This window comes from Microbacterium memoriense (assembly GCF_025398275.1).
GTDB classification, from domain to species: Bacteria; Actinomycetota; Actinomycetes; order Actinomycetales; family Microbacteriaceae; genus Microbacterium; species Microbacterium memoriense.
The window spans coordinates 109,924-132,520 of sequence record NZ_JAODOR010000002.1 but is presented as its reverse complement, the minus strand read 5'-3'; the positions used below and the strand labels follow the sequence as shown (position 1 = coordinate 132,520).

18 protein-coding genes are annotated in these 22,597 nt (G+C 65.5%); 10 read left to right on the top strand and 8 right to left on the bottom strand.

Translation table 11 applies throughout. The features are described 5' to 3' along the window. The first annotated feature begins 137 nt into the window (after positions 1 to 137). Both N4R40_RS01610 and N4R40_RS01605 read left to right on the top strand, forming a co-directional pair. Positions 138 to 2,879 carry an AAA family ATPase gene (locus N4R40_RS01610; protein WP_261605622.1) on the top strand — a complete coding sequence of 914 codons (2,742 nt, stop codon included), beginning with the start codon at positions 138 to 140 and terminating at the stop codon, positions 2,877 to 2,879. A gap of 215 nt (positions 2,880 to 3,094) precedes the next feature. Further along, positions 3,095 to 4,234 (top strand): Fic family protein, encoded by a 1,140-nt coding sequence (locus tag N4R40_RS01605; protein WP_315902480.1) that lies wholly within the window; start codon positions 3,095 to 3,097, stop codon positions 4,232 to 4,234. 89 nt (positions 4,235 to 4,323) lie between these two features. Here N4R40_RS01605 and N4R40_RS01600 read toward each other — a convergent pair whose 3' ends face one another. From N4R40_RS01600 to N4R40_RS01575, 6 genes are read right to left on the bottom strand one after another with little or no spacing between them, the layout of a single operon-like run. Continuing rightward, complete coding sequence (locus N4R40_RS01600; RefSeq protein WP_261605621.1) at positions 4,324 to 6,264, bottom strand: primary-amine oxidase; 1,941 nt, start codon at positions 6,262 to 6,264, stop codon at positions 4,324 to 4,326. Positions 6,265 to 6,291: 27 nt separating this feature from the next. Next, positions 6,292 to 7,779, bottom strand: a complete 1,488-nt coding sequence (locus tag N4R40_RS01595; RefSeq protein WP_261605620.1) for an aldehyde dehydrogenase — start codon at positions 7,777 to 7,779, stop codon at positions 6,292 to 6,294. Further along, positions 7,763 to 8,947 (bottom strand): M20 family metallopeptidase, encoded by a 1,185-nt coding sequence (locus tag N4R40_RS01590; RefSeq protein WP_261605619.1) that lies wholly within the window; start codon positions 8,945 to 8,947, stop codon positions 7,763 to 7,765. Before N4R40_RS01590 ends, N4R40_RS01595 begins: the two co-directional genes overlap by 17 nt. Before the next feature lie 3 nt (positions 8,948 to 8,950). Then, positions 8,951 to 9,616, bottom strand: coding sequence for a DUF1028 domain-containing protein (locus N4R40_RS01585; protein WP_261605618.1), 666 nt, complete (start codon positions 9,614 to 9,616; stop codon positions 8,951 to 8,953). After that, a complete protein-coding gene (locus tag N4R40_RS01580) occupies positions 9,613 to 10,053 on the bottom strand; it encodes a RidA family protein (RefSeq protein ID WP_261605617.1) in 441 nt (146 codons plus the stop codon). Before N4R40_RS01580 ends, N4R40_RS01585 begins: the two co-directional genes overlap by 4 nt. Next, positions 10,050 to 11,414: a flavin-containing monooxygenase gene (locus N4R40_RS01575; RefSeq protein ID WP_261605616.1), complete on the bottom strand. Its 1,365-nt coding sequence runs from the start codon at positions 11,412 to 11,414 to the stop codon at positions 10,050 to 10,052. Before N4R40_RS01575 ends, N4R40_RS01580 begins: the two co-directional genes overlap by 4 nt. On the opposite strand from N4R40_RS01575, the gene N4R40_RS01570 reads away from it, so the two are divergent. Then, positions 11,376 to 12,524 (top strand): LysR family transcriptional regulator, encoded by a 1,149-nt coding sequence (locus N4R40_RS01570; RefSeq protein WP_261605615.1) that lies wholly within the window; start codon positions 11,376 to 11,378, stop codon positions 12,522 to 12,524. The genes N4R40_RS01575 and N4R40_RS01570 overlap by 39 nt on opposite strands. On the opposite strand, the gene N4R40_RS01565 is transcribed toward N4R40_RS01570, so the two are convergent. Continuing rightward, positions 12,509 to 14,140: an amidohydrolase gene (locus N4R40_RS01565; RefSeq protein ID WP_261605614.1), complete on the bottom strand. Its 1,632-nt coding sequence runs from the start codon at positions 14,138 to 14,140 to the stop codon at positions 12,509 to 12,511. The genes N4R40_RS01570 and N4R40_RS01565 overlap by 16 nt on opposite strands. Before the next feature lie 194 nt (positions 14,141 to 14,334). On the opposite strand from N4R40_RS01565, the gene N4R40_RS01560 reads away from it, so the two are divergent. Genes N4R40_RS01560 through N4R40_RS01540 form a run of 5 tightly spaced genes read left to right on the top strand, consistent with a single transcriptional unit; the run spans position 14,335 to position 19,357 of the window. Further along, complete coding sequence (locus tag N4R40_RS01560; RefSeq protein WP_261605613.1) at positions 14,335 to 15,351, top strand: ABC transporter substrate-binding protein; 1,017 nt, start codon at positions 14,335 to 14,337, stop codon at positions 15,349 to 15,351. Between the two features lie 29 nt (positions 15,352 to 15,380). Next, on the top strand, positions 15,381 to 16,223 hold the full coding sequence (locus N4R40_RS01555; protein WP_261605612.1) for an ABC transporter permease: 843 nt from the start codon (positions 15,381 to 15,383) through the stop codon (positions 16,221 to 16,223). After that, positions 16,223 to 16,990, top strand: coding sequence for an ABC transporter ATP-binding protein (locus N4R40_RS01550; protein WP_261605611.1), 768 nt, complete (start codon positions 16,223 to 16,225; stop codon positions 16,988 to 16,990). The genes N4R40_RS01555 and N4R40_RS01550 overlap by 1 nt, the downstream gene beginning before the upstream one ends. Next, positions 16,983 to 18,551 carry a GMC family oxidoreductase gene (locus N4R40_RS01545; protein ID WP_261605610.1) on the top strand — a complete coding sequence of 523 codons (1,569 nt, stop codon included), beginning with the start codon at positions 16,983 to 16,985 and terminating at the stop codon, positions 18,549 to 18,551. The genes N4R40_RS01550 and N4R40_RS01545 overlap by 8 nt, the downstream gene beginning before the upstream one ends. Next, positions 18,548 to 19,357: an IclR family transcriptional regulator gene (locus N4R40_RS01540; RefSeq protein ID WP_261605609.1), complete on the top strand. Its 810-nt coding sequence runs from the start codon at positions 18,548 to 18,550 to the stop codon at positions 19,355 to 19,357. The genes N4R40_RS01545 and N4R40_RS01540 overlap by 4 nt, the downstream gene beginning before the upstream one ends. A 27-nt stretch (positions 19,358 to 19,384) precedes the next feature. On the opposite strand, the gene N4R40_RS01535 is transcribed toward N4R40_RS01540, so the two are convergent. Continuing rightward, positions 19,385 to 20,725: a hypothetical protein gene (locus tag N4R40_RS01535; RefSeq protein ID WP_261605608.1), complete on the bottom strand. Its 1,341-nt coding sequence runs from the start codon at positions 20,723 to 20,725 to the stop codon at positions 19,385 to 19,387. Positions 20,726 to 20,885: 160 nt separating this feature from the next. Between N4R40_RS01535 and N4R40_RS01530 the strand changes: the two genes are divergently transcribed. Both N4R40_RS01530 and N4R40_RS01525 read left to right on the top strand, forming a co-directional pair. Then, complete coding sequence (locus N4R40_RS01530) at positions 20,886 to 21,857, top strand: alcohol dehydrogenase catalytic domain-containing protein (RefSeq protein WP_261605607.1); 972 nt, start codon at positions 20,886 to 20,888, stop codon at positions 21,855 to 21,857. Then, on the top strand, positions 21,854 to 22,576 hold the full coding sequence (locus N4R40_RS01525; protein ID WP_261605606.1) for an SDR family NAD(P)-dependent oxidoreductase: 723 nt from the start codon (positions 21,854 to 21,856) through the stop codon (positions 22,574 to 22,576). Before N4R40_RS01530 ends, N4R40_RS01525 begins: the two co-directional genes overlap by 4 nt. The last annotated feature ends 21 nt before the right edge of the window (positions 22,577 to 22,597 follow it).

Genomic DNA, 22,597 nt, shown 5'->3' with positions numbered 1-22,597 from the left:
ATAAAGGCACGATGCACGATGCACGATGCACGCAGGCACCCGAGGTGGGCGGCGCCGTTTAGCGCCACCTCGCTACAGCTACCCACAACGCGTAAAAATACCTGGATAACGGCAAAAAACCAGCCTACCCTGGCGGCATGCGCGGAGGGCTGGAGCGATGGAAGCGGGGAGTCGGATCCCGTGGTTCTCGGAACGCCATCGCGTACGCGCTCGAGGGCACGTGCGACGCCCATCTGTCCTCCACGACGGGCGCCGAAGCGCTCGAGACCTACAGTGCGGCATCCGACTCGACCGTCTCTCGGTTCATCGTCGACAACGGCGTCATCACGACCGACCAACTGAATGCCGGCGGCCTTCGCGTCTGGCTCTCCGGATACGACCCGATCACGGGGGAGGAGCGCGGCCACCAGCGACTGAGCCCAGACGCTGACCTGCTGCTTGACGGGACGCTCAACCACCCGAAGTCGTTCAGTCTCGCGGCGCTGCTGCATCCGGAGCTCGCGGATGAGTTCGAGGGACTGCAAGACCGGCTGCGCGAACGCATCCTCCTCACTTGGCAGACCGAGCTCAACGCACGGCGCGGGCATGGCGGACTCATCCGTGAAGCGATCACGCGCATCGAGGTGGTCGAGCTGCATCATCGCCGATCGCGCGCGCTCGACCCACACATCCACCGTCACCTGTGGCTGAACATCAAGGTGCTCGGCGCGGACGGCAAGTGGTCGAACCTCGATTCGCGTGTCGCGATGAAACTGCACACCGTCGTCAACGCCGAAGGTGAGCTCGCCGCCCGCACCGATCCCGCGTGGATCGCCGCGCTCGCTCGCCACGGGTACACGCTCGACGACGCGGGGGAGATCGCCGAACTTGCCGGCGCCGTCCGACCGCTCTCGCGCCGCTCATCACAGATCGAGGCGAACCGCGCACGTTTGATCGCGGAGTGGGCGGCGGCGCACGGCGGTTCGGCGCCGAGCGCCGAGGTGCTGCAGCAGATTGACCGGCGCGCGTGGGCGGTCGCGCGACCGAACAAGCCAGCCGACCTCGACGAGGTGTCGTGGCAGTTGCGCATCCGCGACGAGATCGCGTCGATCGATCCTCACTTGCTCGCCGCACGGGCACCAATCACGATCGCTCCGACCGAGCTGCACGCGCTCGATCTGGACCTGCTCGCCGCCGCAGCGATCGTCGACGCGGACGACCGCTCCACGTCATGCGGCGGGCGCTTCAGCACTTTTGACCTTCGCGCCGGCGCGACACGTGCTCTCTCACGCACCGGCATCGTCGCGCCGCGTGAAGAACTCGACGGGGTGATCGCGCAGATCTCGACCCGCGCGACACAGACGGTCTACCGGCTCGTCGGGGAGGAGCCGCCGGCGCACGTGAAAGCCTTCATGGCGACCGAGACCGTGCGCGCGAAAATCCGCCTCGCCGGACGCCTCGATGCCCTCGCCCAGACGGGGCGCTCACTCTTGCCAGCCGAGCTGCGGCGGTTGTCAGAAAGCGAAGACATCTCGGTACTCGACGCGTCACAGAGCGTCGCTGCGTGCGCGATCGCCGGGACCGATGGCCTCGTGACGGTCACCGGCCCCGCCGGCACCGGCAAGACGACGATGCTTCGCACGGCATTCGCAGCTCTCCGGTCGCAGAAGCGGCGGATGGTCGTTGTCGCTCCGACACGGAAAGCCGCGTCGGTGGCCTCCCGCGAGATCGGGGCTGCGGCATCCAGCATTCATGCTCTGCTCGATGACCACGGCTATCGGTGGGGCGCCGACCAGGCCGGCGCGTTGGTGTGGACGCGGCTGCGGGTGGGCGAGGTTGATCCCGCCACGGGCGCTGTTTACGCCGGACCGACGCAGTACGCGCTGCGCGCTCGCGATCGGATCGTGGTCGACGAGGCGGGCATGGTCGAACTGCAGACGGCAAACGTTCTCGTCGAGCTCGCGCTCGAGCAGCGCGTGGGAATCGCGTTCGTCGGTGACCCGCACCAGGCGCTTCCGGTCGGGCACGCGGGCGCGATGGGCTCGGCGATCCGGTACGCGAACGCGGCCGTGGAGCTCGACACGGTGCATCGGTTCCGCGATCCGGAGTACGCGGCACTCACGCTCCGGCTCCGCGAAGCGAGCGATCGCGACGGTGCGCTGGTGGTCGCGGGCGAGCTCGCCGAGCGCGGCCATATCGTGCGGGTCGACCATCATGATGCGGCCCGTGAGCGGATGGTCGACGCCTACTTCGAATGGCACGCGCGCGGCAAGCGGGTCACGTTGGTGTCCGGCACCAACGCTGAGGCCGATGCCATCAACGACGCGATCCAGCAGCGTCGCGTCGACGAGGGCGAGCTGGATCCTTGTGTGGCCGCGTGGGGGATGGGGGATCAGCGCCTCCTTGTCGGCGACACCGTGCAGACCCGCCGCAACGATAAGTTCACCGGCGTCGAGAATCGTGCGCAGTGGATCGTACGCGGCATCCGCGTCGAGTTCGTGGACCTCGTGTCGGTGGGCGACAGCGGCGAGCTGCGACGCGTGTCGGCCGACTATGCGCGGGAGCACGTGCAGCTCTCCTACGCGTCGACGGTGCACGGCGTGCAGGGCGACACCGCCGACGCGTCGGTGGTCGGGCCCGATGTGGATGCTGCAGGGCTCTACGTCGGGCTCACCCGCGGGCGAGTGCACAACTCCGCGATCGTCGTCGCGCGGACTGATGCCGCGGCTCGCGAATGTCTCGCCGATTCGATGCAGCGCGGCATCCCCGAGTTGACGATGCAGGATGCCGTGCGCGCCGCTCAGGCGGAGATGCGGCGGGCAGCGCGGGATCGAGAAAAGAGCGTGGCCACCGGGCCCGCGGTTAGGGCGCCGAGCGTGGGACATGGGGTGGGGTGGTAGCGGCGACGGTCGGCGCACGGGACGTCCGCGGTCAGTGCTTCGAGCGCGGGTCGGATCTGCGAGCCCGACGCGGGCTTACCAACACTTAGGCTCCTATGTGTTGGTAAACTCGATTCGTGTCCTCATCTTCAACCGGTCCTGTCCCCGTTCAGCCGGTAACGTACGAGACCTGGGAGTGGACTCCGCGTGCGCCCGAAATACACTCACGTGCTGAGGTGCTGCGACAGACCGGACCTTACGCGGCAACCATCACCGCTTCTCTCGCGACGTGGTCGCCCGTCATCTCGAGCGAGGATTCGGCGGACGTCGAAGACGCGACTCGTCGACTGGTCGCGTTCGATCAGCATGCGCAGCGCAAACTGGGTCTGGGAAATCCCGCCCTCGGGCCGATGACCGCGATCCTGCTCCGCACCGAATCTGCCTCGAGCTCGCAGATCGAGCAGCTGACGACGTCCGCACGCCAGCTCGCCCTCGCCGAAATCGACGAGGGTGACAAAGCAAACGCGCTCACGGTCGTGGGTAATGTTCGCGCGATGGAGGCCGCGCTCCGACTAGCCGATGACATCAGCGAGGAGTCCATCCTCGCGATGCACAAGGCACTGATGCTTCATCATCCGGGCTTCAGCCCCGATGACGCCGGCCGATTCCGCACCGAGCAAGTCTGGATCGGACCGGGGGAGGCTGGCCCGCGCACAGCTGACTTCGTCGCGCCACATCACAACCGAATTGCCGAGGCGATCGAGGATCTCGTCCGCTTTGTCGGACGCCAGGACGTACCTGTGCTTGCGCAGGTCGCCGTCGCGCACGCACAGTTCGAGACGATCCACCCGTTCCCGGATGGCAACGGCCGGACCGGTCGCGCGCTTGCGCAGTCGATCCTGCGCAATAAGGGCCTCGTGGGTTCGACCGCCGTGCCGATCTCTGCCGGACTGCTCGTCGACGTCCCGCGCTACTTCGATGCCCTCGGCGAGTTTCGCGGCGGCGACGCCGGTCCGATCATCCGCGCCTTCGCCCGCGCGAGCCGTATTGCCGCAACGACGGGCTCACAGCTCGTGGACGATCTCGTCGAGCAGCTCGAAGAGTCGCGCGCGAAGATGGCGGGCATTCGCTCGGACGCCGCGGCGTGGAAAATCTTGCCCAGGCTCGTCGGCCAACCCGCGGTGAATGCGAATTACCTCAAGGACACACTGGGCCTCGGTGAGATGACCGCGCTCCGCGCACTCGACTCACTCATGGAGCGAAGAGTGCTCACCGAGACGACGGGCAGAAGCCGCGGGCGGGTCTGGCAGCATCGCGGCATCTTCGATGTTCTGGACTCGTATGCGGCGGTGATCCGCAGGATGTCGGCGCACTGAACTTTTCGGCCGGGACGACGCCCAACGTTCGTCATCCGCGGTCGCAGCCGTCGGTGATCGCTGCGCGAGGACTCTGCTTCTGATCGAACTCAGTGGCCGCACTCGCACTTCGCCGCGCCCGTGTGGCATGCGCCGTGCGCAGGGGAAGGGGCAGGTACATCGAGCGTGGGGTTCCGATCGAAGAATCCATGCGGAACGAGCGAGAATCCGGTCGTGTCGACCGGCATGATCGGCCAGTCCTCGGTACGGGGAAAATGCGTTAGGCCGAACGTGTGCCACAGCACAATGTCCTGTCCGTCGATTACGGCATCCCGCTCGATCCACCGATCGATCGTGCCGTACCCGTCGTTCTGATTGACCAGCTCGCCTGACGGATACCGCTCGGCGGGGTCGTATCGCGTGACCCAGAGGTCGTGTGTCGTGAACGCCGCTCGTCGTGCAATGGACGAGGACGGATCTGCGAGCAGGCTCGGCTGTCCTTCCGGACGCAGGATGTACCCGACCGGCTTGCCCACGATGTTGCACGACTCGGGGTTGACGACGTGCCATGCGCGGCCGCGCTTGCCGTCGGCGTCGCGCACACCGTCGCGCTCGGTCGCAAGTCGTCGTGTCGAGAGTGTGAACGCGTTCCCGTAGGGATTGTCCGGACCGACAGCAACCCGCTGAGCCTCGATCTCGTCAACGGCGTTGCTTACCCCATCGAGCATCACATCGAGGCGCGCGCTGAAGAGATGCTGGTGGTACGGAGCACCGATTCCCGGCGCGATCTCGGAGGCCCAGGGATAGTCGCTGCCATCGGGCTGGGCGCCGGGATACACGGAAGCGAACACGACGCCCGTCGCCTTGCACTCGAGCTCGATACGACCGTCGAGGTAGAAGTACCAATAGAAGCCGTAGTCGTAATTGCCCACCGTGATGAAGAAGGAGACGACGAGCCGACGGTTTCGTCGGACATCGGTGGAGTGGTAATACTCATCGGTGTGTTTCCAGAGGATCGATGCATCCTCTTCGTGCATGCAGATCGCGTTCCGGATCGTCTGCGGACGCCCGTCCGTCGCGGCGATCGTCGCGTCGAAGTATCGGATCTCGCCGAGGCAGTCGCAGCCGAGCTGCAAGGAGTTCGCCGACTTGCCAAGGGAGTATTCACCGGCATCGAAGTAGTTCTGCCAGAACCGCACGGGACTCGGATCACCGTACGGGACCACCATCTCGGCGATGGATGCGCGGTACAGGATCGACCGGTGTCGGTCACCGTCCGTGAACCCGATCTCGTGCAAGGTCAGCCCTTCGACCTGGTTGAAGCCGATACGGAAGCGCCACTTCTCCCACTCCACGACGTCGCCGTCGACCCGGAAACTCGGTCCTTCGGGCTGGGTGATCACGATGGGCTTCTGCGTGGTTCGCGGGGCCGGCAACTCTTCCGTGCGATGGAAGTTGTACCGCGCATGGGGAACGTCGAACACCTTGTCATCAATGAGCTGCAGCACTTCGCCGCTCACGAGGTCGACGTAGGCGACGATTCCATCGATCGGGTGCGCCCAGGCGTTGTCGTTGGGGTCTAGTTGGAGGAACGACAAACACCGAACGATGCGTTTGCCGTCTTCGCCGGGAAGCCCGAAGCGACCCGCCGACAGTGCCGATATGCGAACCAGTGCCACATCTTCGATGCCGCGAGTCGCCATCGCGGCCACCCAACCGTCGTGCTCTCGCAGCAAAGTCTCGATCCGGTCGAACTCTTCGAGCACGATCGGCGGCTGACCCTCTTCGGTCACATCGATCACACGGCGCGAAGAGACGAGACCAGCGGTCAGATCCGTTGTCACCTCGGTGACCGAACCATCGCGGCGGTCGAGCAGCACGTTGCCGACACGTCGCCTATCCGCAGAACCCTCAAGAACGCGAGTTTTCTCGGGCTCGATCAGGTTGACCAGCATGAAGGCGGTCGCTTCGTCATCGAATCCGTCGGCGAGGATGAGCGCGCGGTTCAGTTCGATCTCGGCAGCAGTCAGACGGTCGAGAGGCGAGAGCATACGGAGGGCTCCTAACGGCTGGCGGGCTCAGCGGCCCGCGAACCAGGTGGTCTTGAGGGCGGTGTAGTTGGCGAAGGCGTGCAAGGACAGATCGCGACCGAACCCCGATTGCTTCATGCCTCCGAACGGCGTGACGACGTCGAGCGCATCGACCGTATTCACCGAGACTGTTCCCGCGCGCAACGCGCGAGCGACCCGAAGCGATCGATGGATGTTATCGGTGAACACGGATGCCGCGAGTCCATAGTCGCTGTCGTTGGCGAGTCGGATGGCCTCCTCTTCGTCGTCGAACGGCGTGATCGCGAGCACCGGACCGAAGATCTCCTGCCGCCAGAGGTCGCTGTCCACGGGGACGTCGGCGAAAACCGTAGGAGTGATGTAATAACCACCAGAATCACCGTGGAGAACGTCGCCTCCGGACACCAAACGAGCGACGGCACGCGCGCTGTCGATATGAGCCTGTACCCGTGTCAGCTGCGTGTCGCTCACGAGCGGCCCCATCGTGGTCGCCGGGTCGAGAGGATCCCCGACGACGATGTCCTCCGCACGAGTTGCGATCCGCTCGGTGAGGTCCTCCGCGATCGACCGCTCAACCAACAGCCGGGAGTTGGCCGAGCACACCTGGCCACTGCAGGTGAAGATCCCCGCGAGTGCGAAGTCGACGACGGCGTCGAGGTCAGCGACATCGGCGAAGACGAGGTTGGCGCTCTTGCCGCCGCATTCCAGCCACACGGCCTTCATGTTCGAGCGGCTCGAGTACTCCAGGAACTTCTTCCCCACGACCGTCGAGCCCGTGAAAGCGATGACGTCGACGTCGGGGTGGAGTCCGAGGGCTTGCCCGGCCTCGTGACCGTATCCGGGGACGACATTCAGGACTCCCGCGGGCAGTCCCGCGTCGGTGGCGATCTCGGCTAGCCGGAGTGCCGAGAGCGGCGACTCCTCGGCCGGTTTCAGGACGACGCTGTTACCCGCCGCGAGGGCCGGCGCGATTTTCCAGATGGCCGTCTCGAGGGGATAGTTCCATGGGACAACGGCGCCCACCACACCGACCGGTTCACGGGTGACGATGGCGAGGTCGTTTCCGCTCGTGGGAGCAACCTCGCCGTACACCTTGTCGATGGCTTCGGCATACCACTGGAGGATGGCGGCGCTCCCTGGTACGTCGATCGTCGATGTGTCAGCGATGAGCTTGCCACCGTCGAGGCTGTCGAGCAGCGCGAGCTCATCCGCCGACTGACGTATCGCGTCGGCGATCGCGAGGAGCACTCGTTTGCGTTCACCCGGCGCGGACCGTGACCACGCGCCCGAATCGAAAGAGAGCCGCGCCGCACGGACAGCCCGGTCGATCTCGGCCTCACGTCCCCGTGCCACGTGAGCGAGCACAGACCCGTCGGCGGGATTGATCGTAGGAAACGTGGCTCCGTCGGCCGCTTCGACGAACGCGCCGTCGATGAAGGCGTGCGTACGGGGCTGGATTGTATCCGCGCGGCGTTTCCAGTCAGAATGCGTGTGCATGCTCGGTCTCCGGGCTTGTGGTCGGGGAAGTGGCGAGGGCATCGATGATCGTCTCCGCCATGAGGAGTGCTCCGTCCAGGGCTGCCTTATCGCCCGCGGCGCGAATCGACGCGTCTGCGAACGCAGCTTGGTGGTTCACGGCGGGGAGGCAGTCGATGCTCAGATACGGGTGAATGGCTCGAATCCGCCGGGACACATTTCCCATGTCGGTCGAGGCGGTGTTCATTCCGCCGGGACGGCTTTCGGTGATGTCCATGTCTCGTCCGAGTCGGGTCGCGTTCGCGGCGAAGGCGTGAGCGAGGCCCGCATCGTTGCGGAACTCCGAGTACCGTGGGCTGGTTTCACGGATTTCCACCTGGCAGCCCGTCGCGTGCGCGCCGGCTTCGAAACAGGAGACGACGCGGTGAAAGGCGGCGTCCAAGGCTTCGAGGTTCTCTGCGCGCACGTACCAGCTGCCCAAGGCGGAGCCGGGGATTGCGTTCGGCGCTGTTCCCGCCTCGCGGACGATTCCGTGCACGCGCACGGTTGGCGGGAGCTGCTGGCGGAGCAGTCCGATCGCGACTTGCGCGATCGTGAATGCGTCGGCGGCGTTGACACCCAACGTCGGGTAGGCCGACGCGTGCGATTCGCGGCCCGTGTATTCGACGTCGAAGTGGGCGACTGCGAGCGGGCGAGCGTAGAGCGCATCGGCCGGCCCCGGGTGGACCATCATCGCCAGATCGACACCGTCGAAGATGCCGGCGTCCAGGAGGTGCACCTTGCCGCCACCGCCCTCTTCGGCCGGGGTGCCGACGACTGTGACGATGGCGTCGAGGTGGTCTGCGAGGGGGATGAGTGCGGAGGCCGCCCCCACCGCCGCCGCCGCGATGATGTTGTGGCCGCATGCATGACCAAGCCCTGCGAGTGCGTCGTACTCCGCAACGACGGCCACCGTGCGCGACCCCTTCCCGAATGTGCCGGTGAAGGCCGTTTCGAGCCCGCCGACCCCCCGGCTCACCGACATCCCGAGATCCTCCAACGTCCCGGTAAGCAGCGCAACGGAGCGGTGCTCATCCCACGCAGTCTCGGGATCGGCATGGAGCGCGTGACTGACGCCGAGGATGAGGTCTCGGTGTCGGACGATCGCCTCGCCAGCGAGGGACTTGAACTCAGCAGTTGCGTCAGGCATGGATCACTCGTCCCCAGGGACCCCGTACGATGGCGCGGCAGTAGGGGAGAGCGCACGGGTCAGATAGTCGTCCTTCTGGGGGAGCCAGAGGTCGAGAAGACGGGCGAGCTCGCTGACGGGGTCGTCGTGGTCGTCGACGCGCAGGTCGGTCACTCGCCAGGACACCCCTTGGACGACGGCGAGTCCAGCCGAACGCAACTGGCCCGCTTCGCCGCCTGCTCGGTATGCGGCTTCGAGAGCTGCGATGAGCCGTACCTCGAGCGAACCTTCCGCCGTCTCGAACCCGGCGACCATCGCGTCGAGTACGCCGTCGTTATCGAGCAGGTTGCCCGCAGCGACACAGCCGTCGCCGACGGACTCACCGTGGATGCCGAGCGCCTGCGCGCCGGAATGCACCGCGACGCGGCCCTCACTGTCGACGATGGTGACCTGGCGATAGTCGGGATGATGCTCGGTGGCAAGAGCCGCCGCCAGAGCCTCGGCTGCAGTCGCGCCGCCTTCGAGGGCGTCGAGCGCGACGGGGCCGAGGGCTGGGTTGGTCACGTTCTGCGTCGCAACGGCGCCTGCCCCCGGGCGCAGATACGCGCACCGCGACGCGACGGCGGGACTTGAAGAGGAAATCACGATGCCGAAGGCTCCGTGGTCATGGGCAACGAGAGAAAGTGTCACGGGGTGACCTCGACATCGTCGGCGGGATCGCTGATGACGGCGGTCGCGTCGATCTCAACAAGCCACTCCGGGCGGGCCAGCGCGTCGACCACCAGGCCGGTGGAAACCGGATAGACGCCCTTCAGCCACCTACCCATCGTCCGGTACACCGGTTCGCGATACCGGATGTCTGTGAGATAAACGACGATCTTGACGATATCTTCGAGCCGGGAGCCTGCTTCCCGGAGCAGCATGTCGATGTTCGCCATCGCCTTCTCCGCCTGTGCCTCGACGTCGCCGATGCCGACGCTCTCACGAGTGTCGAGGTCCTGCCCGATCTGTCCGCGCAGGTAAACGACACCTCCCGCCACGACAGCTTGGCAGAGGTCGTTGTCGAGAGACTGCTCGGGGTAGGTCGTGCGGGTATTGAACGGTCTGATGCGTGTATGTGAACTCATCGGTCGATCTCCCCTCCCAGGGTGACAGCTTCGAGCCTCGTAATAGGCGATGTCACCGCGGCGGAATCGAGGTTCGGACGGTACGCCGCGTAGCTGCGCTGTATCGAAATATGGTCTGCGACGTGCTTGGCGTCGTGCCAGACCCCCCAGATGAAGCTCGATCCACGGCGGGACTGCCAAGGAAGCCCAAGGAAATAGATGCCCGATTCGGGTGAAACGCCTCGGCGGTGCAACGGGCGCCCTCGCTCATCGAGGGTACCGATCGGCAACCAGCTGTAGTCCGACGTGAAGCCCGTCGCCCACACGATAGACGTGACGCCCGCCGCCGCGAGGTCGAGCTCGCGAATCGGAGTGGTCACGCATTCGGGATCTGGTGCGAGCATGCGAGCTTCGGGCTCCTCGGGGAGATCGAGCCCGTTCCGGGTCACGTAGGCGTCGGCTTCGTCGAGAAGTCCGAGGTAATTGGTGTCGCCGGCGGCGATGTTCTGTGCGAGGTCATCTGCGAAGCCGACCGTCCCGTCGGCGTACGAGCTCGCCCGGCCGACGAGGACGATGCCCTCAGTAGCGAGCGCACGGAAGTCGACAGTGTGGCCGCCCCCCGCGCCGCTGACCGCGATGGTGACGTGTTCGGCGCCCAGCGGAGGAGTCGAGGCATCCCACTTGTCGAGCACTCCGAGCCACCAGACGAAGTCTCGTCCTCGGTAGGCGCGCGGCGGGCGATCGTGTGGACCCACTGCGAGATAGACCTGGCGTCCGGAGCGTTGCAGTTCGGCCGCGATCTGTACGCCGGACGACCCGGCCCCGACCACGAGGACGGCGCCGGCCGGAAGCTGATGAGGATTACGGTAGCTCGACGAATGAATCTGCGTGATGCCGGGCTGGGCGGGAATCAGGGGAGGGATGGCGGGCGTCTGAAACGCGCCCGTCGCCGACACCACGAACTCCGCGAGGTACGTTCCCTCACTCGACTCGACAAAAAACCCCCGGCGGCCATCCGCACGGCGGACCTTGGTGACGTCAACGCCACACCGGACCGGCGCGGCGAACTTCTCGGCGTAGGCGCTCATGTACCCCGCGACCTGGTCTTTCGTCGGGAATCCGTCGGGGCCGACATCCGCAAACTCCATCCCGGGAAACCGGTCGTGCCACGCGGGCCCGTTGGCGACAAGCGAGTCCCAACGCTCTGACCGCCAACGCTCGGCGATCCGTCCCCGCTCGAGAACGACGTGACGGATGCCGAACCGTGACAGATGCTCACTCATTGCGACGCCCGCCTGGCCGGCGCCGACCACGAGCACCTCCACTTCGTTGAACGCGTCAGGGTGGGCGTCGCTGGTGGATTCGACCTGGGGGGAAACCATGCGTGTCACTGCGGCCTTCGTGTTGAGGAGCGGGGTCTCCATGAGTCTCGGAAACCGCGCGGGCGCAAGCAAATAGCTGAAGACGGTGATATATATCTAAAATGCAGATCTAGAAACCTCCGCAATATCAGCGCAACAAATTCGAAATACGAGGCATCCGTGCGGGCTCCCCATAAACCAGACATATCTCTGACGCAATTGCGCTATTTCGTCGCGGCGGCGGAACAGGGCAGCATGACGTGGGCCGCCGACGAGCTGTTCGTCGCGCAGTCGGCGATCTCGACCTCGATCGCCAATCTCGAGAGATCGCTCGGCACGCAACTTCTGATCAGGCGCCGCGCGAAAGGGTTGCAGCTCACTACCCAGGGAGTCGAGTTCCTGCAACGCAGCCGCGGGATACTCGCCGCGGTCGATGACGCAGTTGCCGCGCTCCGCCCAGAGAATACCTCGGGCCGCATCAACGTCGGCTGCTTCCGAACTCTGGCGCCGTTCTACCTCCCGAGCATCGTCAGTGCCCTCGAGGTAGACCATCCGGAACTCCAGCTCGATGTCTCCGAACTGCTCGCCGACGGGGTGAATGAGGCACTGCAAGATCAGGCGATCGAAATCGCCCTCACCTACGATCTCGGTCTCGATGGGGATATCGAGCGAGAGGTCCTGGCGCAGGTGCCGCTCTACGCGGCGGTGGGCGCAACCCATCCGATGGCGCAGCGCACGAGCGTCCGGCTCTCCGAACTGGTGAACGAATCCATGGTGCTGCTCGATCTCCCCGTCAGTCGCGACTACTTCCTTCAAGCCTTTGCCGACCACGGCCTTCGGCCCGCGGTGCGTTACCGCTTCGCGAACTTCGAAGGGGTTCGCGCCATGGTGGCCAGCGGCCACGGGTTCACGCTTCTGAACCAGCAGCCGAAGCTCGGATACACCTACTCGGGGAGCGAGCTTCATCGGCTCAGCATCGTCGAGCCGACGCGCCCGCTGGATATCGTCCTCGCTCGACGCGCTTCCGCGACCCCGATGAGCCGCAAAGCCGCGCTCTTCGCCGGCGAAGCGCGCCACGCTGTCGCCCGACTGATGGGTGGCGCGACGGAAGAGCGTCAGTCTGCGTCGTAAACCAGCGTGCCGCCGACGACCGTTCGCCGCACGCGTGCGCTTCCCAGCGCGCTGATCTCTCCGATGTTGCGGTCGATCCAGACCAGGTCGGCGAGCATTCCCTCCCGCAGAGCACCCGTCTGAGAGTCAAGTCGGTTCACGTGCGCCGCATTCGCCAAGTAGGCATCGAGAGCCTGACCTAGTTCGAGCGACTGCTCCGCGAGCAGGGGGTTGGTGAAGACCTGGGCTCCGATCGCGTGCGGATCCTCGGGCACACCTGTGCGAGTCACCGCGGCGCGTACGGACCATAGCGGGTTCGGGTCGGTCACAGGCCAGTCGCTACCGCCGACGATGCGTCCGCCCTGCCGGGCGATGTCGGCGAACGGGAAGTGTCGCCGTGCGCGTTCTGCTCCCAGAAGCGGCAGTTTTCGGGTCTCGATCTCTTCGTCCATCCGCGCCCACAGTGCGGTGACGTTGGCGCTCACATCAAGCGCTCCGAAGCGGGGGCTGTCTACCTCGTCGACGATGTCGAGGTGCGCGATGTGATGGCGAAGGGTGGTCACGCCGTTGTGCTGGCGGACCGCTTCCAGCGCGTCCAGACAACTGCGCACGGCGGCGTCACCGACCGCGTGATAGTGGATCTGGAAACCCGCGGCATCCAACGCGACGCTCAGTTCTTCGAGTCGGTTGTCCGGGACGAAAGTGACGCCGCGATCGTCGCCGAAGCCTTCGAAGGGAGCGAGCATCGCCGCGGTACGGTTCTCGACCATGCCGTCCACCATCACTTTGACCGTGCCCGCATCCAGTCGGCGACTTCCTTCAAGTCGATCGCGGGTGACCTCGAAGTCGCCGATCTGCTCGATTCCGCGGGTCCGGTCCCACCATAGGGCCAGGACAACACGCGCCGTCAGGAGGCCCCGACGGTCCAGATCCTCGTAGACGGGCAACGCGTTGGGGCCGATGTCGGATACGCCGACGGCGGCGTCCTGCCAGGCGGTGATGCCCACTGAATGGAGCCGCTGCTGGGCGGCGAGGAGCGCCTCGGCGAGGACGTTCGAATCGGGATCCGGCGTGAGTGCGCTGACCAGTCCGACGGCGCTTTCGAGCAACATCCCCGTCGGCTCGCCGTTCTCGTCGCGAAGGATGCGGCCGTCAGCTGGGTCTTCCGTTCGTGAATCGATCCCGGCCGCTACGAGGGCTGCGCTGTTCACCCACACACCGTGCGCGTCGTGGCTGAACAGCACGACCGGTCGATCGGGGACGACCGTATCGAGCTCGCTGGCCGTCGGGAAGCCTCCGGGGAACACATCGCCGAACCACCCGCCGCCGGTCAGCGCCTCGGCGGTCGGGTTCGCGCGAGCGAAGTCCGCGATGCGTTGTAGGTACTGACCTCGATCGTGGACGGGCGCCAGGTCGATACCGATGAGCTGCAAGCCGGCGAGGAGTGGATGGACGTGCGCATCCTGAAACCCGGGAAGCAGCGTGCCATTTCGAAGGTCGATAACCTCGTCGGCTGCGAGGTCGGGTGCCTCGCCGAGCACGACTCTCTCGATCCGCTCGCCGCGGGTCAGTACGTGACCCCGCGCGAACTCGCCGCCGCCCAGATAGAGGTGCCCATTGGTGTACAGGGTGCTCATCATTCGCGTCCTCGACTCTCCTACGGTTGGTAGTTCAGCCTCCGCGCGCTGTGTTTCTTATGTGTTACGGCGATATTGCCGATGATTTACTTCAAAAATATTGATGTAGTGTCTCGCTCATCCCTATTTGCTGTGTGCGAGTCGGGTCCGGAAGCTAGACGAAACCACCCGACCAGTCCTCGGAAGGACCTCACATGCTCCGTCCCACTCGCACCCTGCGCACAGCAGCACTCGCCGGCGTCACCGCCGTCTCGCTGTTTGCCCTCACTGCTTGCACCGGCACGGCGGGTGGCGACGCCAGCGGCGCCGCCGCCGGCTCCGATTCCGTCACGATGGGTATTCAGCCCTGGCTCGGCTACGGCCCGTGGTACATCGCTCAGGAAAAGGGCTACTTCGGTGACGAAGACGTGGATGTGACCATCACCAACTTCACCAATGACGCCGACATGAGTGCGGCCTTCGCGTCGGACCGTGTGCAACTCGCCAACGTCGCGAGCCACTCGGCACTGCAGCTCGTCGAGCAGGGACTCGACATCTCGATTGTGCTTCTGCTCGACGCCTCGCTCACGGCAGACGCGATCCTCACCGACGGATCGATCACGGATGTGGCTGACCTTGCGGGTCAACGTGTCGCATTCGAGGAGGGGTCGGTCAGCAACCTGCTGCTCGGCTACGCCCTCGGGGAAGCAGGCCTGAGCCTCGACGACATCACTCCGGTGCCCATGGACCCGTCAGAAGCGGCGACCGCGCTGATCGGCGGAAGCGTTCCGGCTGCCGTGACATACGAGCCGTACATCTCAGAAGCACGCAAAGCAACGGACGGCTTCGAGATCATCTATACGGCGGCAGAAAACGCCGGCCTCATCAGCGACGTGCTGATCGTCGACAACGACTACCTCGACGAGCACCCCGACATCGTCCAGAAGGTCGTCAACGCCTGGGGTCCCGCGGTCGAGTTCTACCGTTCCGACACAGACGAGGCGCGTGGGATCATCGCGGAGAACGTCGGCAGCGACGTCGAGGCCCTCGAAACCGCCTTCGACGGGGTGGAGTTCTACTCCCTCGAGGACAACAAGACGGTGTTCCCTGGTGATTACCTGCAGACCGTCCTGCCGTCAGTGGAGGACGTCGCAACTCAGATCGGGCTCCTCAAGGGCGGTGCTGACCTGACGAGCCTCGTCGACACCAGGCTCGTCGAGGAGGCTCCGTGACCATCGCCCCGACGCGAAAGCCTGATCCGATGACGATCTCACCAGCCACAGCACCCGCCGCGCGCAGCAAGCGCGCGGCGGGTGCCGCCCGCCCCATCGCCGGCGCACCGCTCACGCGGCGTCAGTACGTGACGATTTCGGTGCTTGGATTCATCGCACTCCTGGCCGTCTGGACCGCCATCACGGTGTCGGAGCTGGTCAATCCCCTGTTCCTCCCCTCTCCGATCGCCGTGGTCCAGAAGTTGGGAGAGCAAGCCGCCAATGGCGAGCTCTGGGCGGATATCGGTGTGAGCACGTACCGGGTCATGGTCGGGTTCCTCGCCAGCACGGTGCTGGCCGTGCCGCTCGGCGTCCTGTGCGGTTCGCTCGCCCGTGTCGAAGCGGCCGTCGAGCCCATCATCGACTTCATCCGGTATATGCCGGTCGTCGCGTTCGTCCCTTTGACCATCCTCTGGGTCGGTACCGACGACACGCAGAAGTTCCTCATCATCTTCCTCGGCACGTTCTTCCAACAGGTTCTGTTGTTCTCAGATGCCGTGCGTCGCGTGCCGGTCTCGTATCGAAACCTCGGCGCGACCCTCGGTCTCACGCGCACCCAGATCCTGGTCCGGATCATCTTTCCCGCGGCGCTGCCACGCATCTGGGATGCGCTGCGCATCAGCCTCGGATGGGCCTGGACCTGGCTTGTCGTCGCGGAGCTCGTCGCCGCCACCTCGGGCATGGGCTACCGCATCACCCAGGCCCAGCGCTTTCTCGAAACGGACCTCATCATCGGCTACGTGATCGTGCTCGGGCTGCTCGGGTTGATCTTCGACCAGATCATGCGAGCGCTCGGCCGCAACTTCTTCCGTTACTTGAAGGGACGTTCCTGATGTCGTCAGTCACGATCGCACAGCCGAAGGTCTTCGTCGACAGTGTCAACAAGAGCTTCGGAGAAGTCCACGCTCTCAGTGACGTCACGCTCACCCTCGGTGACCGCGAGTTCGTCTCCGTGGTCGGAGCATCTGGATGTGGCAAGAGCACGTTGCTCTCGATCATCGCCGGCCTCGAAGCGCCGACCGATGGCGAAACTTCTATCAACGGAACCGCTATCCGGGGACCAGGCCGTGACCGCGGAGTCGTTTTCCAATCGGCGACTCTGCTTCCCTGGCTGTCCGCCATCGACAACGTCATCTTCGCCCTGCGAGGGGAAGCCGACATGTCGCGGCGCGAACGAACCGATCGCGCGAGGGATGTGCTCTCTCAGGTGGGACTCGCAGGCTTCGAAGACTCCTTCCCGGCACAGTTGTCGGGTGGCATGCAGCAGCGCGTCGCGCTCGCGCGCTCCCTGGCCTACGGCCCCGAAGTGCTGCTCATGGACGAGCCGTTCGGCGCACTCGACGCGCTCACGCGCCGAACGATGCAGGAACTGCTGACGACGGTGTGGGAGCGCAACCGGATGACGGTCATGCTCATCACGCACGATATCGAAGAGGCCGTATTCCTCTCGGACCGCGTCGTGGCGATGACACCCCGACCGGGCAAGGTCCGTGCGGAGTTCGACATCGAGCTTCCACGCCCTCGCGACCCGGAGATCATCGGCAGCCCGGAGTTCCACCACTACTACAGCGAGATTCTCGGACTCATCCACCATGTCTGACGCCGGCGACACCTTCGACTACATCGTGGTCGGCGGTGGCACCGCCGGTTGCATTGTCGCCGCCCGATTGAGCGAGGACCCCACCGTCACCGTGTGCCTGGTCGAGGCCGGTCCTAGTGACGAGCACGAAGAACGGGCCGGATCCATCCGGCGGTGGGCGGAGATGCTGGAGGGCGAGTACGACCGGGACTACCGCAGCGTCGAGCAGGAACGCGGAAATTCCTTTATCCGGCAATCTCGGCTCCGGATCCTCGGCGGCTGCTCGACTGCGAACACCATGATCAGCTGGCGACCGCTGCGCGGTGACCTCGACGAATGGGCCGCGATGGGCGTCGCGGGCTGGGCGTACGAAACAATATCCCCTTACTACGACCGCATCGCGGCCCCGATCGCTCCGGTGGACGCAAACGATCAGAATCCGTATGTCGCGGATGCCGTCGCCGCAGCGGCATCCGCTCTCGGGCTGCCTCCACGAGCAACGTGGAACGACACGGAATTCACCGAGGGCGCCGGATTCTTCGAGATCGGGTACGACCCTGCGACCAACCTGCGGTCGTCGACCTCCCGTGCGTACCTGCACGGCGTCGAGCGCGCGAATCTCACAATCGTCCTCGAGGCGCTCGTGGACACGGTGATCCTGGACGCGTGGCGCGCGGTGGGCGTGAGAACCCTCGTGGCGGGGGAAGAACGCACACTGCACGCCCGGCGTGAGGTGATCATCAGCTGCGGCGCCATCGACAGTCCCGCGCTTCTCATGCGCTCGGGCATCGGTCCGAAGCCCGTTCTGGACGCCGCGGGCATCGACGTGCTGATCGAGCTCCCCGGCGTCGGGGAGAATCTCCAGGATCATGCGGAGGGTCTCATCGTGTGGGAGGCGCGGGGCGAACGAAGCGACGTGTGCGCAACGGGCTGGGACGCGGGATACGCGCTGCGCGTGGACGAGGCGAGTGCGGTCCCGGACATCTCCACGCACATCCCCTTGCACTCATGGGCTGTTCACGCAGAACGCTACGGCGCGGAGATCCCCGACAACCACGTGTCTTTCGCACCCAACGTGGCAAAGCCTCGCAGCCGCGGCAGAGTGTGGATCACCTCGTCAGAGCCGGATGCGGCTCCATCAATCGACTATCGCGCGTTCACGGATGCGACCGGACGCGACGAACGGATGCTTATCGAAGGCATCCGACTCGCCCGACGCGTCGCCGAGCAAGAACCGTTCGCCTCCCACCTCGTGCGCGAGGTGTTCCCCGGTGCGCATGTCCAGTCCGACAAAGAGCTCTCGGAAGTCCTGCGGGCTACCCACCAGACCGTGTACCACGTCTCGTGCACGTGTCGAATGGGGGCCGATGGCGATCCACTCGCTGTCCTCGACAGCGAACTCCGGGTGCGAGGGGCATCAGGTCTCCGCGTTGTCGATGCTTCCGTCTTGCCGTCCCTCTCCGCGCTGAACCCCGTCGGGCTGGTCATGACAGTCGCCGAGAGAGCAGTCGACCTCATCCGGGACGCTGCGCCCGCCGGGCCGACCGTGCGCCACGGGGATGTGGTCGGGATACCGCAATGACGGACGTCTCTCTCGGCCCACGAATGCCCGCGTTGCGACACGGCGTGGCGATCTTGCGCCTCCTTGCGGGGAGGACCGAGCCCGTCGGCGCCGCGGCGATCGCACGACGACTTGATCTGCCGCGCAGTTCGACGTACCAAATCCTCCAGGTCCTCGCGGACGAAGGGCTCGTTCTGCACATTCCCGAAGCGCAGGGCTACACGCTCGCCAGCGGCGTCTTCGAGCTCGGTACCGCCTACCTCCGGCACCAGCCTCTCGAGCACCTCGCCCGACCTCTTCTGAGAGAGCTCTCGTCGGCAGTGCGGCACACCGCGCACTTCGGCATGCTGTACGGACACGAAGTGCTCTACCTCCTCAAGGAGCAGCCGCCCCACGCAGCGACTCTCGTCACCGATATCGGCGTCCGTCTTCCCGCTCAGCTCACTGCGACCGGGCGGTCGATGCTCGCGATGCTCTCGCCCCAGCAGGTGACCGCGACCTTCGGGACGCACAACGTTTTCATCGATCGCACGGGCCGTGGACCTCACTCCATACGTGAACTGAAGGAGCTGCTCGCGGCCGACCGCGCACGCGGCTGGAGTATCGAGGACGGTCACACCACGGACGGAGTTGCGTGCATCGCTGCGGCGGTGATCGACAAGCACGCGATGCCCGTCGCGAGCTTCTCTGTCTCATTTCTCGCCGGTCGAGAATCGGACGAGGCGGCACGGGCACGCATCGGACGCGCCGTCCATGATGCCGCAGCCCGACTCACCCGGCGTCTTGGTGGCACCGCGGGATCGTCCCGCGCCGCACTCGCAGGCTGAGTTCGTCCGGCTCGGCGTGTTCGCGGGTCAGTGGCGCACCGTCGTCGGGGTGATCTCCGTGAAGAACCGCGAGAATACGTCTTCCCCGGCGACGGAAGCGGTGCCGGCGGCCACAGCCATAGACCACCCGATCGCGGCCGAGGTGGGTGTATGACCCGTGGGTCCACCCGCACGCAACTCATGCACGAGCGTCGGGCAACAGAACAACGCCCTTCGCATAATCCGTTCCCAGTCCACCGGGAGGATGTCACGTGCGGCCATCTCAGACAGGAGCGGTCGCCAGACATGGGCGACCTTGGAAGTGAGGAAGTCGGCCCGCATATCGCTCAGCTGAAAGTCGTGGTCGACCTCGAGGACGCCATTCCGAAAGCTCACGGTCGCGGTGTACCGATCTGAGGCGACCGCAGGCTCGTACAGCCAGAAGGGGTGCGCGAAGATGTTGTGGAACGTTGCCTTCACTTCCGCGAGGAGAGCGGGCATGTGCTTCCCGGCGAGTGCAGGGTCGAACTGCACGAGTCTGGCTTCGCCCGAAGCCTCCCGTTCGAACCACACGTTGGCATTGTGTGCATCGCCGTGAGCCACGACCGCGGCCGGCCCGAGGTGGCCAGGCGACAGCGCGTCTGCGGCGTCGGCGAGGATGGCGCCGATCGTCTCCTCGTATTCGACGCCGTTGATGACCCATGTGGCATCCCGAATCGCCTCCCACGAAAGTACGACATCTCCGAGCGCGTGCTCCTTCGCGGCATAGAAGCGCGCCACACGCCCTCCTTCGCCGGGCTCGCGGATGCCGTCGACGTCCAGGAGGCGATCACGGAACAACCGATGAACCGGTTCGCCGGCGAGCTCCGTGATACTCGCTTCGTGCAGCGTTGCGATCATGCGTGTCGCGCTGAGGACGTCGAGCTCGCGTTGAGCGGACAACACCTCCGTCCGCGTGATGGAGTCGGGGAAAAATCCGTCTGCCTCCGCGGAACGACACACGTCGGACAGCCTGTCGTCGCTTCTGAGGTGGTAGATCAGAATCTGCCTACCGGGCTCGCCGCACGCGAACACCGGGACGTCGACGGGGTAGCCTGCCTCGTCGAGGAGCTCGGCGTTGTAGTACTCCTGGATCGTCTCGTCCTCACCTTCTTCGGCGTGGAACTTGAAGAAGAATCGGCGGCCATCGTTGAGCTCCGTGGTCCCGTTGAGTGAATTCAGGCTGTACACGTCCCGATTGATCGTCACCCGCGACGCTCCGACACCCGTGACCTCGCCGATGAGGAGGACGAGCGCCGCCTGTGCTTGCGACTCGTGACCTGAGTGATAGAGATCGCGAGCCTCCCGCGCGAGCGGTCGCTGACTGGCGGTCGATGCTGTCTGATCCATGCGATTCACGCTAATGGCGCGGCTATCGGCACTCGAGGACGAGGCGCTTCCCTTCGTCTGATATTTCGGATTCCGCGCGCGAAGCCATCGTCTGAAATATCAGACGCGCGATCCCGACGACGGGCCAACGCAACAGACATGTGGTGCTTACATGGACGCCATGACACACACCGTCCGCGCTCTTCGCGTGCATCGAGACCTCATGACGGATGTCGGTGAGATCTCGGCACCCGACATCGGGGAGAACGAGGTGCGGGTGGGAGTCGCCGCGGCAGGTGTGTGCGGGTCCGACATTCACGCTGTGCAGACGGGCGCGTGGATCGAGTACTGGCCTGCCACGCTGGGCCATGAGGTGGTGGGAACGATCACCGAGAGCCGCAGTCCGGACCTCGCGGTGGGCACGGCTGTGGCCATCGACTCCCGCATACCCTGCCGCGCCTGCGCTGACTGTGCCGTCGCTCCACAGCTGTGTGCTCGATTGACGTGGCTCGGGGAGTCTCGACCGGGGGGCTTCGCCGAAGAGGTGGTTGTGCCAGCGGCCGGCGTCTATCCGTTCGATGCGGCCATCCTCCCGATGGAGGTCGCAGTCCTCGCCGAGCCGTTGGCGGTCGTCCTGAGTGCGCTCCTCCGGCTGCCTCGCGATGCCGCGCGGGTGTTGATCCTCGGGTACGGACCGATCGGAGCGCTCAGCCACCTCGTGCTCCGAAGCCGCGGCATCGACGTCATCGTCGCCGAATCCGACCCCGGCCGGCTGGCCGCCGCCGCGGCGCGCGGGGCGATCTCGGCTTCCACAGGCAGGGAACGCGTCGATGCAGTTATCGACGCGGCCGGATATCCGGGGTCGGTGGCCACCGCCTTCACCGCCGTCCGCCGAGGCGGAACGGTCGTCGTGGTGGCGCTGGGTGACCACGCGATCGATGTCTCCGCTCAGGAGCTCGTCGAGAAGTGCGTCACCATTGCGCCTTCCATCGGCTTCGACGATGACGGTATCCCGACTGCGCTCGCCGTCTTGGCAGCGTCGCCGTCCGCCTTCGCCGACGTCGTCAGTGACAGGATCGTCCTCGACGAGCTGGCGAAGCGCCTCGCTGAGCCCACTCCTACGCTCGGCAAGATCGTGGTGACCCTCGCATGACTCGGCGCTACCTCATCACCGGTGGTACGAGCGGCATCGGTCGGGCTGTTGCTGCGTACCTTTCGGAGCGTGGACACCGGGTACTCATCACCGGAACCAGCGCGGCGACCGTCGGCGACGCTCTTGAGGCGGGAGTTTCCGAGCTGGGCGCCGTCGCCGACGTCACGGACCCGAGGAGCGTAGCGACGGCTTTCGATACCGCTGCCGCCATCTTCGGTGGTCTCGACGGGGTGTTCGCCAACGCTGGCATCGACGGCGAAGGCAAAGCCGCTCAAGACCTTGACCCCGAGCGCTACCGACAGGTCATGGAAGTCAACGCGGTGGGTCCGCTCGTGGTGGCGCAGGCTGCTTACCGTCATCTCACCCGGCCCGGCACGCTGGTGATCAATGCGTCCGTGAATGCGATCCGCCCCGAGGCAGGATTCGCCGACTACAACGCCAGCAAGGCGGCGGCCCTCGCGCTGGCGAAGACACTTGCTCTCGAGTGGAGCGCCGACGGGATCTCGGTGACATCCGTCTGCCCCGGGTACTTCCCATCGAGGATGACGAGCGACTGGCTCAGCGATCCGATCACATCGAGAGTGCTACTGCAGCACATCCCCGCAGGACGCTTCGGGCAGCTCGATGAGATCGGAGCGCTCCTCGAGTTCCTCCTCGGACCGCAAGCCCCCTTCCTCACCGGCGCCGCGATAACAATCGACGGCGGACGCAACATCTGACACATGAGAGCGAGCACCATC

What these genes read in the sequence shown, in the direction of transcription:
- N4R40_RS01555 (WP_261605612.1), top strand. Translation starts at nt 15,381, where the DNA reads ATGACGATCTCACCAGCCACAGCACCCGCCGCGCGCAGCAAGCGCGCG.
- N4R40_RS01600 (WP_261605621.1), bottom strand. Translation starts at nt 6,264, where the DNA reads ATGCTCTCGCCTCTCGACCGTCTGACTGCTGCCGAGATCGAACTGAAC.
- N4R40_RS01565 (WP_261605614.1), bottom strand. Translation starts at nt 14,140, where the DNA reads ATGAGCACCCTGTACACCAATGGGCACCTCTATCTGGGCGGCGGCGAG.
- N4R40_RS01580 (WP_261605617.1), bottom strand. Translation starts at nt 10,053, where the DNA reads ATGAGTTCACATACACGCATCAGACCGTTCAATACCCGCACGACCTAC.
- N4R40_RS01530 (WP_261605607.1), top strand. Translation starts at nt 20,886, where the DNA reads ATGACACACACCGTCCGCGCTCTTCGCGTGCATCGAGACCTCATGACG.
- N4R40_RS01525 (WP_261605606.1), top strand. Translation starts at nt 21,854, where the DNA reads ATGACTCGGCGCTACCTCATCACCGGTGGTACGAGCGGCATCGGTCGG.
- N4R40_RS01535 (WP_261605608.1), bottom strand. Translation starts at nt 20,725, where the DNA reads ATGGATCAGACAGCATCGACCGCCAGTCAGCGACCGCTCGCGCGGGAG.
- N4R40_RS01575 (WP_261605616.1), bottom strand. Translation starts at nt 11,414, where the DNA reads ATGGTTTCCCCCCAGGTCGAATCCACCAGCGACGCCCACCCTGACGCG.
- N4R40_RS01560 (WP_261605613.1), top strand. Translation starts at nt 14,335, where the DNA reads ATGCTCCGTCCCACTCGCACCCTGCGCACAGCAGCACTCGCCGGCGTC.
- N4R40_RS01550 (WP_261605611.1), top strand. Translation starts at nt 16,223, where the DNA reads ATGTCGTCAGTCACGATCGCACAGCCGAAGGTCTTCGTCGACAGTGTC.
- N4R40_RS01545 (WP_261605610.1), top strand. Translation starts at nt 16,983, where the DNA reads ATGTCTGACGCCGGCGACACCTTCGACTACATCGTGGTCGGCGGTGGC.
- N4R40_RS01540 (WP_261605609.1), top strand. Translation starts at nt 18,548, where the DNA reads ATGACGGACGTCTCTCTCGGCCCACGAATGCCCGCGTTGCGACACGGC.
- N4R40_RS01590 (WP_261605619.1), bottom strand. Translation starts at nt 8,947, where the DNA reads ATGCCTGACGCAACTGCTGAGTTCAAGTCCCTCGCTGGCGAGGCGATC.
- N4R40_RS01610 (WP_261605622.1), top strand. Translation starts at nt 138, where the DNA reads ATGCGCGGAGGGCTGGAGCGATGGAAGCGGGGAGTCGGATCCCGTGGT.
- N4R40_RS01595 (WP_261605620.1), bottom strand. Translation starts at nt 7,779, where the DNA reads ATGCACACGCATTCTGACTGGAAACGCCGCGCGGATACAATCCAGCCC.